General features: G+C 34.0%; 13 protein-coding genes. 5 read left to right on the top strand and 8 right to left on the bottom strand.

The annotated features are described in order from the left end of the window. Window positions 1-56: 56 nt before the first annotated feature. Genes BUC31_RS06780 through BUC31_RS06770 form a run of 3 tightly spaced genes read right to left on the bottom strand, consistent with a single transcriptional unit; the run spans window position 57 to window position 3,509 of the window. Window positions 57-566 carry a gamma carbonic anhydrase family protein gene (locus BUC31_RS06780; protein WP_073242428.1) on the bottom strand — a complete coding sequence of 170 codons (510 nt, stop codon included), beginning with the start codon at window positions 564-566 and terminating at the stop codon, window positions 57-59. A 10-nt stretch (window positions 567-576) separates the two neighbouring features. Continuing rightward, window positions 577-1,308: a LytR/AlgR family response regulator transcription factor gene (locus BUC31_RS06775; RefSeq protein ID WP_073242426.1), complete on the bottom strand. Its 732-nt coding sequence runs from the start codon at window positions 1,306-1,308 to the stop codon at window positions 577-579. Next, complete coding sequence (locus BUC31_RS06770; RefSeq protein WP_073242424.1) at window positions 1,305-3,509, bottom strand: histidine kinase; 2,205 nt, start codon at window positions 3,507-3,509, stop codon at window positions 1,305-1,307. The genes BUC31_RS06775 and BUC31_RS06770 overlap by 4 nt, the downstream gene beginning before the upstream one ends. A gap of 202 nt (window positions 3,510-3,711) precedes the next feature. Between BUC31_RS06770 and BUC31_RS06765 the strand changes: the two genes are divergently transcribed. Continuing rightward, window positions 3,712-4,887 (top strand): VWA domain-containing protein, encoded by a 1,176-nt coding sequence (locus tag BUC31_RS06765; protein ID WP_073242422.1) that lies wholly within the window; start codon window positions 3,712-3,714, stop codon window positions 4,885-4,887. Window positions 4,888-4,924: 37 nt separating this feature from the next. Here BUC31_RS06765 and BUC31_RS06760 read toward each other — a convergent pair whose 3' ends face one another. Continuing rightward, window positions 4,925-5,947 carry a PorP/SprF family type IX secretion system membrane protein gene (locus BUC31_RS06760; protein ID WP_073242420.1) on the bottom strand — a complete coding sequence of 341 codons (1,023 nt, stop codon included), beginning with the start codon at window positions 5,945-5,947 and terminating at the stop codon, window positions 4,925-4,927. 123 nt (window positions 5,948-6,070) lie between these two features. On the opposite strand from BUC31_RS06760, the gene BUC31_RS06755 reads away from it, so the two are divergent. The 4 genes from BUC31_RS06755 (at window position 6,071) to BUC31_RS06740 (ending at window position 10,273) form a co-directional block, all read left to right on the top strand. Beyond that, window positions 6,071-6,982 (top strand): NifU family protein, encoded by a 912-nt coding sequence (locus tag BUC31_RS06755; protein WP_073242418.1) that lies wholly within the window; start codon window positions 6,071-6,073, stop codon window positions 6,980-6,982. 71 nt (window positions 6,983-7,053) lie between these two features. Further along, on the top strand, window positions 7,054-7,254 hold the full coding sequence (locus BUC31_RS06750; RefSeq protein WP_027064938.1) for a dodecin family protein: 201 nt from the start codon (window positions 7,054-7,056) through the stop codon (window positions 7,252-7,254). 66 nt (window positions 7,255-7,320) lie between these two features. Beyond that, on the top strand, window positions 7,321-9,372 hold the full coding sequence (locus BUC31_RS06745; RefSeq protein WP_073242416.1) for a thioredoxin domain-containing protein: 2,052 nt from the start codon (window positions 7,321-7,323) through the stop codon (window positions 9,370-9,372). Between the two features lie 76 nt (window positions 9,373-9,448). After that, window positions 9,449-10,273 carry a mechanosensitive ion channel family protein gene (locus tag BUC31_RS06740; RefSeq protein WP_073242414.1) on the top strand — a complete coding sequence of 275 codons (825 nt, stop codon included), beginning with the start codon at window positions 9,449-9,451 and terminating at the stop codon, window positions 10,271-10,273. 65 nt (window positions 10,274-10,338) lie between these two features. Here the strand turns inward: BUC31_RS06740 and tsaB are convergent, their stop codons facing one another. From tsaB to BUC31_RS06720, 4 genes are all read right to left on the bottom strand, one after another. Beyond that, complete coding sequence (tsaB, locus tag BUC31_RS06735) at window positions 10,339-11,019, bottom strand: tRNA (adenosine(37)-N6)-threonylcarbamoyltransferase complex dimerization subunit type 1 TsaB (protein ID WP_073242412.1); 681 nt, start codon at window positions 11,017-11,019, stop codon at window positions 10,339-10,341. 83 nt (window positions 11,020-11,102) lie between these two features. Continuing rightward, window positions 11,103-12,443, bottom strand: a complete 1,341-nt coding sequence (locus BUC31_RS06730; RefSeq protein WP_073242410.1) for a TolC family protein — start codon at window positions 12,441-12,443, stop codon at window positions 11,103-11,105. Window positions 12,444-12,510: 67 nt separating this feature from the next. Further along, window positions 12,511-13,635, bottom strand: coding sequence for an efflux RND transporter periplasmic adaptor subunit (locus BUC31_RS06725; protein WP_073242408.1), 1,125 nt, complete (start codon window positions 13,633-13,635; stop codon window positions 12,511-12,513). A 44-nt stretch (window positions 13,636-13,679) separates the two neighbouring features. Then, on the bottom strand, window positions 13,680-14,936 hold the full coding sequence (locus BUC31_RS06720) for an ABC transporter permease (protein ID WP_073242407.1): 1,257 nt from the start codon (window positions 14,934-14,936) through the stop codon (window positions 13,680-13,682).

Raw genomic sequence — 14,936 nt, 5'->3', positions numbered from 1 at the left:
CAAAAGTACATAATTTAGATAGATTGCAACAGGTAATTGACTTTTTGCGTCAACCTTTATTCCTTAAACCAGCCTGAATACATGGTATAGGCTTCGGCAATTCTATTAATTTCTCCAGAACTTAATTCGGGACTAATATCTTTTATTTTCTTTGCCGGCATACCCGCAAAAATACTCCCAGATGGCACGTGGGTACCTTTAGTTAGCACAGCTCCGGCAGCAATAATACTATTACTTTCTACTACACAATCATCCATAATAATACTACCCATACCAATTAGCACATTATCATGTATGGTACAGCCATGTACAAGAGCATTATGCCCAATAGAAACATTATTACCAATTGTGGTAGGAGACTTTAAATACGTACAATGAATTACGGCACCATCTTGCACATTAACCTTATCACCCATTTTAATAAAATGAACATCGCCACGTAGTACAGCATTAAACCACACACTACATTGCTTACCCATACTTACTTCACCAACTATTGTTGCATTTTCTGCAATAAAACAATCTTCACCTATAACGGGTTCTTTACCCCTAACTGCTTTTATCATTGTAATTCGTTTAATTAAAATAGGATAGAAAATCTTTCTTTTTTGATGCGGAAACCATCACTTCTTTACCGTTAGACATAACTACACTACCACCTTTACCTTTTCTGTACTTCACCACCTCATTTACATTTACTAAAAAAGATTTATGTACTCGTGCAAACGGATAGTCGGTTAAAGCATCTTCAAAATATTTTAATGTCTTACTGACCAAAATCTTCTTATTCAACAAGTAGATTTCGGTATAATTATCATCTGCCTTGCAATACAATATTTCGGCAATATTCAATACTTGAAATCCGTCTTGCTGCGGCAATGTCAACTTCCCCTCTACTCCGTTAGATTTTGTACTTAAAACCTCCCCCTCTAAACTGGCTTCTTTCTCTCTAACACCATCTACATATTCAACTGCATTTACCAACTCATCTATGTTGATAGGCTTTGTCAAATAATATGCAGCATGGTTATTTAAAGCATCTTTTGCATAATGATCATAAGCAGTAACAAAAACGGTTTCAAAAGTTCTGTCTGGTAATTGATCCAATAAATCGAACGCATTACCAAAAGGCATCTCTACATCTAAAAATACCAAATCTAAGTCGTTATCATTAATTAAGACTAAGGCTTCTTTAATTGATGAAGCCTCTCCCAGCAAATTTACACTTGGGCAATATTTAGCAATATAATTTCTTAATATCTCTCTACTATTTGCCTCATCTTCTACTAAAATTGCGTTTAAGCTCATTTTTCTCTTTTTAAAATGAATAGGACTTTAGTTCCTGAACCATCTGACTGTAAATCTGAAATTTTAATATCTACTTTGTCTGTATACATATCGTTTAAAATAGCCACACGTTTTTTAATGATGCCCATTCCTTTGGACTTTTGTTTTCGCTGATTTTGAGTTTTAATTTCTGCAGATTTCTTTCTTCCGATACCATTGTCAGTAATACAGATTATAATGGAATCAGCACTATTCTCTTTGACCGTTACCAACAATTCACCCTTTTCTTCTCTATACCTTAATCCATGCCAAATAGCATTTTCTATATATGGTTGTAATAACATTGGCGGTATTTGAAATTTAGAAACCTGTACATTCTCATCAACAGCTATCTGATAATCAAATTTATCTTCGAATCTAGAGTGTTCTAGTTTTATATAAAGTTCTAACTGTTGCAGTTCTTTTTCCAATGGAATAAAATCTTCTTCAGAATTTTCTAATACGGAGCGCATCAACTTTGAGAAATCACTTAGATACCTATTGGCACTACGTTCATCACTTTTTGAAATAAAATTATTTACCGAATTAAGTGCATTGAAAATAAAATGCGGATTCATTTGCGACCTCAACGATTTCAATGCCAACAAATTATTTGCAAGTTTTTGTTGTTGATTACTTCGGTAAAAGAAAAAAGCCGCCAGTAAGGTTAATAAGAGTCCGAATATTAGCGAATAAATCACCAATTCCTGCCGCTTATTACTCTCTTTCACCAGCTCCTGCTCTGTAAGCGCAAGATCATATTTACTTTGCGATAATTCTCTTTCTTGCTCTAAACCTGTAAGTCGGTTTTCTGCATTTGCAATTTCGCGATTAAAACGAGTAGCTCTAGAAATTTCTTGTTCTTTACGTACATATAACGAATCTACTAAAGCCACATATGCTTGGTAGGTATCTAATGCCTTGGTAAAATCTCCCTTTACTTTGTATACTTCAGACAATTTTCTAGTAGCATCTTTCTGAACCACTAAATCATCATCTGAATCTGCTTCAACAATACTTTTCTCTAAAAAAGGAATAGCCTCGTTGTACTTATCTTGAGAGATATACGCATTCGCAATTTTATAATTAATACGCTGTGATGTAATGGTGTCACCTAATTCTAATTTCTTAACTCCTGCGTTGGGCGAATTAAGCTTTTTTAATTCTTGAAGACTACTTTTACGCATAGTAATCTCTTCGTTGAACCTATTTTTTGTATTGTAGAAATCCGCTACCTTTTCTTTCTCTTGCAATGCTCTTTTGGGTGCTGACTGAGTTGCAAGTTCTAACGAACTATCATAATAAGCCTCAGCCTCCATATTCTGATTTCCTAGAGAATAAGTATCGCCTATTTTAGAATTTAAATCGATCATTTTGGATGTAATCTGATTCTTGTCCGCAATCAACAACCCTCTATTATACAAGTCCAAAGCTTCTTGTGTTCTACCTTTTCCTTTTTTAGCATCACCTAACAATTCATAAAGAACTACACTTTGGTTCGGCGGCATAGACTTAATCTCTAATAACGGATTTAATAACGCTAAGCTTTCGTCAAATCTGTTCGTTAAATTATATGCCTTAGCTAATAGCAAAGAAGTTGAAATTGTCTTATTATTTTCTAAAGCATCTTCATAATTATCAATAGCTAAATCTAATTGTTTATGATATTGATAGATTTCACCGAGTTTAGAAAGCGACCTTGCCAGTTCTTTCTTTCGCCCTCGCTTACCTAAAATTGAAATAGATTGTGCTACCAAATCAATACTTCTTTCAATATCTTGAACTTTATACTCTTCTGCCGAATCTAATAACTGCTGATGTTTGACAGCTATATCCGGTAATGATTTTGACCGACTACTAATTGGTGAAGATTCAAAATCTTCAACTAAGATTAAAACATCGTCATTCTTTTGTACATCATACCGTAGGGTTTCAATATCATCATGTTCTATTATAAGTTGGTCACCAATTCGAGTTCTAATTTCAAATTCCCCTAAACCGTTAGTAATCACAAAGTCTCCCATGTCATTAGAAACAGAAACACCAGATATTGGTTTCCCAGTATTTCTAACTTCTACCCTACCCTCTAATGTAAACTTTAGGGCATCATTTTGCCTTTGAGAATAAAGCGTGCTCCATCCAAAAAGAAAACATAATACAATATAGATACTATAATTTTTCATCTGCTATTACTACGGTAAACTTAGCTGATTATTGTGGCACTAAAAAATACGTATTACTTAAAACACCCAACACTAAACCATAATTTCATGGGTTTACAAACTCTGCAAACCACTTTACTAAGTGAAACGGACTGTTCGCTCATTATCGTTATTCAGAGAAATACTTTGCCTTTAGTTTAGCTCTGAATTTAAAACTAAAACAATGAAAACAATTAAACAACTAGGATCAATAGGCATAGCATTACTAACACTATCTACCGTTTATGCCTGCAATATTACCGAAAAGAAAAAACCAATTGAACTAATTGCACATGCAATAGAAACCGAAGAGCCAAAAGAAGCTAATATTGTTCAAATAGCCTTGCTATTAGATACTAGCAATAGTATGGACGGATTAATAAACCAAGCCAAATCTCAACTTTGGGATATTGTTAATGAGTTTAGTTATGCGAAATGTGGTAATGATACCAGACCAAATTTACAAATTGCATTATACCAATATGGCAACGACAATCTTTCTGCAAACGAAGGATACATTCAACAAGTATTAGGTTTTAGTAGTGATTTAGATGAAATTTCAGAAAAGCTATTTTCATTGACTACCAATGGTGGTGAAGAATATTGCGGCAAAGTACTACAGACCTCTTTACACCAATTACCATGGAATAAGAATCCAGATTTACTTCGTATGATTTTTATTGCAGGTAACGAACCTTTTAATCAAGGTAGATATAATTACAGAACTGCATTAGCTAATGCCAATGAAAAAGATGTAGTGGTAAACACCATCTTCTGTGGAAATTATGAATTGGGAATAAATACCGATTGGAAAAATGGTGCTTCATTAACAGGTGGAGAATATATGGCTATTGACCACAATAAAAAAGTTGTACATATCAACACCCCATATGACGATATCATTATTAAACTAAATTCAAGATTGAATACCACGTACGTTTCTTACGGGTCGATGGGTCAATCAAAATATATTGCACAAGAAGTACAAGACAGTAATGCATTAGAGATGGAAGAAGCGGTTGCCGTTAAAAGAGCTGTCAGCAAAAGTTCTAGACTTTATAATAATAAAAAATGGGATTTGGTCGATGCCTACGATGATGCCGAATTCGAAATAAGTTCAGTAGAGAACGATGAGTTACCAAAGGAGCTACAAGGCAAAAATGAAAAAGAGATAAAAAGGTATGTAGATAACAAAAAGAACGAAAGAGAAGAGATTCAAAAAGAGATACAAGAATATAATAAGAAACGATTAGCGTATATATCTGAGCATCAAAAAGAAAATAATTCAGGAGAGCTTGAAAATGCTATGATTAAAGCAATTAAAAAGCAAGCTAAGACTAAAGATTACAGTTGGGAATAATAAAATACCAGGTCTGCTCAATTACGAGCAGACCTTTTTAATTTGCTGCCGGGCAATAACAATCGTACTTACGTTCTTTTTGACCGAAATCATACCCTAAGGTAATTTGATGAAACCCTCCATTATCAAAGCGGATATCTCCCATTTGATAAGAATAGTTATAAGAGACCATAAAATTTTTGAAGTTAGCACCAACAATCGGAGTAACCAACTGCAAACGTTGTTCACCAAAAGAAGCTCCATCTTGAAATTGTGCTCCGTCAAAACTTCTTCTGTACGAAAGTCCGCCCCAAATACGTCCAAAATCTACATCCTTGTATACCTTAGCATTAATATCTAAACTTTTCTCTTTAGTAAATTCAGTCATTTGAAATAAGATAGATGGTTCAAACTGCCATTCACTTCTTCCAAAAACATAACCCGTAGAAACTAAAAAACGTCTAATATTATCAATAACCAACTCTTCAGGATTATCTTGCCTGTCTCTATAATATAAATTTCTCTTACTCCCCGTTAATGCATTAGTCACTGCAAAATGCGTATAGAATTCTTGATAGTTATATGAAATACCAATATCAACATTAGTGTAAGAAGAACTTAATTTAATACCAGACACTGCTGGGTCAGGAGTTACTGATCTAAATTCAGTTTCATCTAAACTACTTTGTAAAATGGTAGCGCTTAATCCAAAAGAAAGTTGATTCAACTGCCTCACATCATCTCCTCCCATTCTTAAATGGTGAGCATATGTTAATTTTAATCCTGTTTGCGAATGGTAACCATTAGCATCATTAAATATGATTGCACCAATACCACTTGGGGAATCACCTAATCTAAAATGCGCATTTATCGTTTGTAAACTTGGTGCATCATCGACATCGAACCATTGTTTTCTTGCAGTAGCTCTAATTTTTCCACCATCACCAATACCAGCCATTGAAGGAAAAACTAAATAATAGTTGTCAGATAAATAATCAAAATATACTGGAATACCTTCTTGTGCATTAGATTTCAATCCAATCATAAGTACGGTAAACAATAGAAGTAAGTGGTATTTCATCTTGGGACTTTAAAACTAAGGTTTAGTTTCACTAATATAAAGTGTATAACGGGTTAACCTCAACATTATTATGTAGGTGCAAACTAAGATTTCCTTTGTATTTTTGCATAAAATTACTAAGAAATGAAAGAGTATTCAATTACGGTCGTTAAGACCAATAACCCAAATATATTAAAGTTCGAAACTAATCATATATTAGTTCAACGAAAAAATTACGAATTCAAGAATATTGATGATGCTAAAAACTCACCTTTAGCTCAGCAATTATTCCATTTACCATTTATAAAAACAGTATACATTTCTGGTGATTTCATTGGACTAGAACGTTATGATATTGTTCAGTGGGAAGATGTAAAAGACGAAGTTGCACAACAGTTAGTTGAGTATTTGAATGCTGGGGAACCAATAGTTATTGAGGAAGACATGGACAAACCAGTTCCTGTAACTGTTTACGCAGAGGTTACACCCAACCCATCTACCATGAAGTTTGTGGCTAGCAAGAAAATTGTAGCATCAGCATTCGAGTTTAAGAATATTGATGAAGCTAGAGATTCTAAATTGGCTATGGAGCTATTTCAATTTCCGTTCGTAAAACAAGTATTTATAGACGAGAACTACGTTTCTGTTTCTAAGTATGAAGTTGCAGAATGGGACGATATTAATATAGAACTACGCGAGGTAATTAGAAATTTCATTGCTGACGGCAAAGAAATTGTTGCTGACAATGCAAAAGCTATTGGTGCAGAAGCGCAAGTATCTGAAACAGTATCCGCAGAAAGTACGATAGAACTTGATGAAACTTCTCAAGAAATAGTTGATATTTTAGAAGAATATGTAAAACCAGCTGTAGCGAGTGATGGTGGTAATATTATGTTTCAATCATATGATGTAGAAAGCAAAACGGTTAATGTAATTTTACAAGGAGCTTGCAGTGGCTGCCCATCATCAACATTTACCTTGAAAAACGGTATTGAGACGATGCTAAAAAATATGATGGGAGACAAAGTAAATGAGGTAGTTGCGCTTAACGGTTAATTAATTATTGAAATGAATTAAACATTGCCTTCAATTTTTGTAACTTTAAATAAATCTAAAAATCATTAATTATGGCAGTTTTAAAAGTAATCGAAATATTAGCAAATTCTGACAACGGATGGGAAGACGCAGCTAAAAAAGCAGTTTCTGAAGCATCTAAATCAGTAAAGAATATTAAGTCAGTTTACATCAATGAACAAAGTGCTACTGTTGAAGACGGAAAAATCAAAAATTACAGAGTAAATGTGAAAATCACTTTTGAAGTGAAATAACAATTACCTTACAGGATTAAAAGCGCCAAATGGCGCTTTTCTTGTTTTAAAACTAAAATACACCCAATGCCTACCCCACAAAAGCATACTAATAATCTAATTAAAGAAAGCAGTCCATATTTACTGCAGCACGCACATAATCCGGTTAATTGGGAAGCGTGGAATGATGACGTTTTAAAACAAGCACAAGAAGAGCAAAAACTAATACTTATTAGCATTGGTTATGCCGCTTGTCATTGGTGCCACGTTATGGAACATGAATGTTTTGAAGATGAAGAAGTTGCCAAAACAATGAATGCCCATTTTATAAATATTAAAGTGGACAGGGAAGAACGTCCAGATATTGACCATATTTATATGGATGCATTACAAATGATGACAGGTAGTGGTGGCTGGCCTTTAAATATTCTTGCGCTACCCGATGGCAGACCTTTCTGGGGCGCAACCTTCGTCAAAAAACAAGAATGGATACAAGCATTGAATCAACTGCAACAGCTTTATGTTGATGACCCCAATAAGATTATTGGGTATGCCGAAAACATGGCAACAGGGCTAAAAGAAATCAATGCTATAACAAAAGGTGAAAATCAAGATACAATTGAAGCTTCTGAAATTGATTTGATGGTTAGTGATTGGGCCAAATACTTTGATACGTTTTTAGGAGGATATAAACGGGCACCAAAATTTATGATGCCTACCAACCTCAACTTTTTACAATACTATTCTCACGCAAAACAAGATAATACTGTAAATGAATATGTAAACACTACCCTAACAAGAATGGCCTGGGGCGGTATATTTGATCATGTTGGCGGTGGGTTCTCTAGGTATTCTGTTGATACTAAATGGCACGTACCCCATTTTGAGAAAATGTTATATGATAACGGATTATTGATTAGTCTTTACGCAAATGCATATGCTAACACTAACAATAACCTCTATAAAGTAATAGTAGAAAAAAGTATCGCTTTCCTAGAGGAAGAATTATTAGATATAAGCAACGGATTTTACTCTTCTTTAGATGCTGATAGTTTAACTGATGATAATAAGTTAGTAGAAGGTGCATTTTATGTTTGGCAAGAAGACCAACTAAAAGAACTATTAAAAGACGATTACCCTGTTTTCAGTGATTACTTCAGTATTAACTCTTATGGATATTGGGAAGACGAGAATTATGTGCTTATAAGAGATTCAGAAGCGTTAGCTATTGCAATGAATCATTCTATAACTAAAGTAGAGTTACAGCAAATCATCTCTAAATGCCTTTCTTTATTGAAGGTAGAGAGAGAAAAAAGAAACAAACCAAGATTAGATGATAAAATTTTAACCTCTTGGAACGGCTTAACATTAAAAGGACTTACAGATGCTTATAGATATCTAGAAGACGATAAGTATTTAAACCTTGCTATTAATAATGCTAATTTTATTCTAAAGCATATGATTACTGAAGATGGTGGTTTATACCGCAACTTCAAGAATGGAAAAAGTACTATTCATGGTTTTTTAGAAGATTACGCATCTATTATCGATGCCTTTATTGGGCTATATGAAGTTTCTTTTGACGAAAAATGGCTTGATCATAGTCTAGAGTTAACAAAATATGTCATTGAAAATTTCTCAGATTCTGACACGGGACTATTCTTTTTTACATCTAATAACGAAAACCGTCTTATTAGAAGAACTTTGGAAGTTGCAGATAACGTAATTCCGTCTTCTAATTCAATGATGGCACATAATCTACATAAGCTTTCAAAGTATTTTCCTGAAGATAATTTCGATAGTCGTTTGCATAAAATGATGAAAACTATGAAATCATCTGTCACTGAGAATCCGCAAAATCATGCTAATTGGCTTCACTTAGCACAGCTAATGAGTGAGAATTTCTATGAATTGGTCGTTATCGGTGAAAACTTTGAACTCATATGCAAAACCCTCATGAAGAACTATCTCCCAAATGCTATATTTGCTGCTTCAAATGCTAAAACTAGCAACTTACCATTGTTAATGAATAGGTATGTAATGAACAAGACGCTCATCTACGTTTGTAATCACGGTAGCTGTCAAATGCCCGTAGAAGAACCTAGCAAAGCTTTAGATCTTGTTTCATCTATAATTTAACAATTATTCAGCCTCTTATCAATTATAGGTTATAAGTTTCTGGTTAAGATGGCAGTTTAAAAAAATAAAAGTTATGATGGATAAAATAATGAATCTGCAAGAGCATGCAGATAATGCGATAGCTTGGCTATGGGCGGTACTACCAAGTGTATTATGGGCAATATTTTTATTAATTGCCGGCACCTATCTTATACGTTTCATAAATAAAATGATTCGTAAATTCTTCGCAACTAAAGACTATGACTTAGCACTAGAAACATTCTTACAGAGCTTTATTAGTATAGCTTTAAAAATAATACTCTTCGTATTGGTAATTACCCAACTAGGAGTACATACAAGTTCTTTGGTTGCTATATTAGCATCTGCAGGTTTAGCTATTGGTTTAGCTCTACAAGGTTCATTGGCAAATTTCGCAGGTGGTGTTCTTATCTTATTATTTAAACCCTTTAGAATAGGAGATTTTATCTCTGCTCAAGGTGTAGATGGGACGGTAAAAGAAATTTCAATATTTACTACAAAAGTAAGCACCTTTGGTAATCAAATTGCGATAATACCAAATGGTCAACTATCTAACAATACAATCACAAACTACAACGCTCAAGATACTAGAAGAGATAAAATTGATGTTGGTATTGGTTATAGTTCAAATATTAAAGAAGCTAAAGAAATTCTATTAGCTATATGCAATGAGTATGAAACTATACATAAGACTCCAGCTCCTGAAGTATATGTAGGTGAATTAGGAGATAGTTCGGTAAATCTAACGTTACGTTTTTGGGCAAATAACGGTGATTTTTGGGCTGCGCATTTCTTCGTTTTAGAAGAAATAAAATATCGTTTTGATGCTGCAGGTATAGAAATACCATTCCCACAAAGAGTAGTTACACAGATGAAAAGTTAATTTACAATTCACAGCGAATAAAAAAGCCCTTGATTTCTCAAGGGCTTTTTTATTTTACATCATTTTTATGCTTTCGCTTTCTTGGTTTGCATCACAAAATCTTTCAAATAATATGGCTCAAAATATGCAACATCTTCAAAATCATTTAGTTGATACTTATTTGAAGAAATGAAAGCCATTTCTTTTGCAGAAGGTACAATCTCGCAATGATATGTTATTGTATCATCCGGAAAAAGCTCTTTTATCTTCTCCGCTCCACTTCCTAAAAAATGAACGTGCTTAGCATTTATATATTCTTGAAAAGAGCTCTCTTCTATTATCTCTGCCTTTGTTTCTCTAATCTCACTTAATTCAGCATCGAACACTGCAGAATAAACCTCCATACGTCTAGCATCTAACACCGGAATCAAAACTTCATTTTCTTTAATCTGAATTTGAGATGCCATGCTTTTTAATGTAGCAACAGAAATTAATGGAATGCCTAAAGCGTAACATAAGCCCTTAGCCGCTGAAACTCCAATTCTTAACCCTGTATAAGAACCTGGACCTTTACTGACCGCTACAGCCTCTAAATCTTGCATTTGAACAGATGCCTCCTGCATTACTTCTTCTATAAAAATATGAAGTTTTTCTGCATGCGAATAGTTCGCTGAATTTAATTCCCTAATCGCAAGAATTTCTCCGTCCTTAGCGACGCAAACCGAACAATTTGTAGATGATGTTTCTAAATTCAATATTAAGCCCATAGTGCAAAGGTATTACTTACTACAAAATGAAAAAGCCTGTAACGATAAAATGTTACAGGCTTTTAACTTATATACATTATATACTATTCCAAAGAAATAGGTATGCCGAAATAGAATTCTAATATTTTTAATCTGAATATGTAATCGTATTTTGTTCTAATTAATTCTGCCTCGGCATTATCAACTCTAGATTGTGCCTGACTAAAATCGAACGAGTTCATTAATCCTACATCAAAACGTTCTTTAGAATATTGATACGCAAGACTTCTTGCTTCTAAAGTTTTCTGTGCTGCCTCATAAGCTTTATAAAAACTAGTAACATCTACATACGCTTGGTTCACATCAGTCTCCAATTGTAACATAGTTCTTTCATATTCGATTCTCGCAATATCGACACTAATTTGAGAACGCTTTATACTATTTCTAACGCTCCATCCATTAAAAATCGGAATACTCATTTGTGCCCCATAGGAAATACCATCATTGATATATAATTGATCTTTTAATGGAATTTTCTCACCTGTAAATGGATCATTATTTTGATCGGAATATCTAGTATTATAGTTTATAAACGCTCCTATACTTGGATATTTAGCCCCTTTAGAAATTTCCAAATCCTTTTCAGCTAATTCTACACCAGAAAGAGCAAATTTAATATCATTTCTGAAGGTCAGAGCTTTATCAAAAATTACTTTAGCAGAGTTGTCTAAAATATCAGATGGAGGAATATCAAACTCTTCTTCTGCTATATCGAAATTTTCGTAATCTGTTATCCCTAGCATTTGTGCTAAATTGATTCTTGATATTAAAATCAAACTCTGAGAATTTATAATTTGCTGTTCCTGACCAGCGGCCGTAGCTTCTAACTCCAATAAGTCACCACGAGCAACAACACCTGATTCTACCAGTTCATTAGTCCTCTTTAAATCTTGTTCAGTAACAGCCAACTGAGCTTTAAAAACTTTTAGCGATTCTTTATTGGATAATACCTGCAGATAAGCATTTGCCACACTTAATCTAATATCATCCTTAATATCATCTAAACGATATTGATTTGCTATACCACTCAATTTTGCCCGTTCGATACGGTTATAATTCCTAAGACCATCAAACAAAGTAACCGATGAAGTTAAATCTCCTTGAGCTGAAAAAATCGTAGCAGAGACCAAATTATTGGTAGTTGGATCTAAAGCAAGACCTGTATTTGCTGATGCCTGCAAAGTTCCATTTAAATTTGGCAATAATGCCCCAAGAGCATCAGACTGATCGATTTTAGCGTTCTCTAAATCCAATTCATATTGCGCTACCGTAAGGTTGTTTTCTACAGCATAATACACACACTCCTCTAGAGTCCATTTCTTTTGTTGTGCCATCCCTACCACAACAGAAAATATCAGTAGTAATCCAGTGATTTTTACTTTCATTTTATTCTTTTTTAAACCAACCTATATCTAGGTTGCTCGATTCGTTTTTTGATTTGATTGATTATTCTTAATCCTCATCCGGATCATTATCGTCACTCTTGGCTTCTAACTTGTTCCAGATTTTTATTTTAGAGTTTTCATCGATTCCAGAAATAATTTCTACGTCGATACCATCACTTACACCTAGTTCTAGCTCTCTTTTTTCAAACTCATTATCACCAGTCTCCACTTCTACATAGGGCTTATTGGTTTCTTTATCAAACTGTAACAAAGCTTCCTTAATAGAAAGCACATCTTTTTTCTCTTCTAAAACAATGGCTGCATTTGCGCTATATCCCGCTCTAATATTAGTGCTATCAGATACCACTAAATCACCTTCAATTTTAAACTGAACAGCTCCTTCTTCTTCCACACCTTTAGGTGCTATAAACTTTAATTTTGCACTGAATTTTTCATCTTGCAAAGCACCCATGCTAATTTCTAAAGGCATACCCACCTTAAGTTTCCCTACTTCAGCTTCATCAACTTCACCTTCAAAAATCATTTTAGACATATCAGCAATAAAGGCGATGGTAGTACCGTCATTGAAATTATTACTTTCAATAACCTGATCCCCTACTTCTACCGGAATCTCCAATAACGTTCCTGTAACTGTTGCTCTAATATTGGTATTTGCACTAGAGGAACCTCCTGCAGAACCTACTCTAATAATCTGATAGTCTGCTTGAGCGTTTTGTAGTTCTTGAGTTGCCTGATCAAATCGCAATTGTAATGCATTAAAGTCTTGACTAGAAATCACCCCTTTATCAAAAAGTGTTTTATTACGGTCATATTCAATCTTTGTATTACTCAAAGATATTTTAGCATTGTTTACCCTACCACGTGCCTGATTTAAAGATTGTTCATTAGGTACAACTTTTATGGTAGCTATTAAATCTCCTGCTTTTACTTGAACTCCTTCTTCTAAATATACCTTTTGTATAATACCAGAAATTTGAGGCTTGATCTCAATTTCATCTTGTGGTATTACCTTACCGGTAACAACAACCTTATTGGTAATATCTCTTTTTTCAACGGTTTCCGTTTCATATGTTTTTAAAGGAGTACTATTCTTCTTTAAAAAATAGACTACTGCAGCCAGTATCCCAATAACTGCTACTCCTATTAATACGTACTTTACATACTTGTTCATGCTCAACTATTTGATTGTTATTTATTCTTTTGTTGTTTGGTCTGTTACTCTTCTCTTAAGGCGTCAATTGGTTTTATTCTAATAGCTCTATTCGCAGGTATCAATCCGATTAAAACACTCAGACCAACCATTAAAATAAAAGAACCTAAAAACTGTGGTATACTAATCATAAGATTATAAAATGGCATATCACTATTTTCGCCTATCATATTATTCGCAATCGCCAGAAAACCTATTGCAATTGCAAAACCGACAAAGCCAGCAAATACCGTAATTACTATTGACTCTAGTACAATTTGTCTTTTTACCACTTTTGGTGTTGCACCTAAAGCACGTCTTATGCCTATTTCTTTTGTACGTTCTTTTACCGTAATTAAAAGAATATTACTAATAGCAATAACACCTGCCAGTAAGGTCAAAATTCCGACAAAGAATGACACGCCTTGTAATACACCCGTAAATGCAGATACATTATTAAAAACTTCAGACATATCAAAACTACCAATAGCACGTTCGTCTATAGGGTTGATATCATACTTGTTTTTCAACAGCCGTTTTATCTGACTTTCAACTACAGGCACTTTAGTATCTGACTGAACCGAAATTGCCATCCATCCCATTCTATCTCCAGAACCAAATGCTTTTTGAAATGTTGAAAAAGGAATATACACTGAATTCTCCCCGTCAATATTGATGTTTTGGTTTGGCTTATATATTCCGACAATATTAAAGAACACTCCGTTAATACGAACATCTTCCCCTATGGCATTTTCGCCTTTTTCAAATAAAAGTTTATACGTTTCTTCTCCAATAACACACACCTTTTTAGACTCGGTCATGTCATTTTCATTCAGAAACCTACCCTCTACTAGTTTCTTCTTCATGATTTCATCCACATTCGGATAATCACCATATACTGCCGAACCACTAGTCAAACCATTTCTATATACTGTAACCACCCCCCTATGATTGCCAAGTTCTATACGTGGGGCAAGAACTTCTATCTCTGGAATCTGTTCTTTTAAAATGGTAGCATCTTCAAGTTTAAATTGAATTCTTCGCCCTCTTTCAAATCCTTTATAAGGCTCTGAGGTACTTTGACTCCATACAAACAGACTGTTAGATGCCGTACCAGCGAATATTTTTTGAAAGCCGTTACTCATTCCATTTGCACCACCTAATAATAGCACAAGAATTATCATCGCTATAATAACCCCTAACATGGTTAAAAAAGTCCGAAACAAGTTCTTACCTAATGTGGCAAAAATCTCTGACCATAAATCTCTATCAAATATCCACAT

The sequence above is a fragment of the Maribacter aquivivus genome, from assembly GCF_900142175.1.
GTDB lineage: Bacteria > Bacteroidota > Bacteroidia > Flavobacteriales > Flavobacteriaceae > Maribacter > Maribacter aquivivus.
Note: the sequence above shows the minus strand (reverse complement) of the source record. Positions and strands in the feature narration are given on the sequence as shown.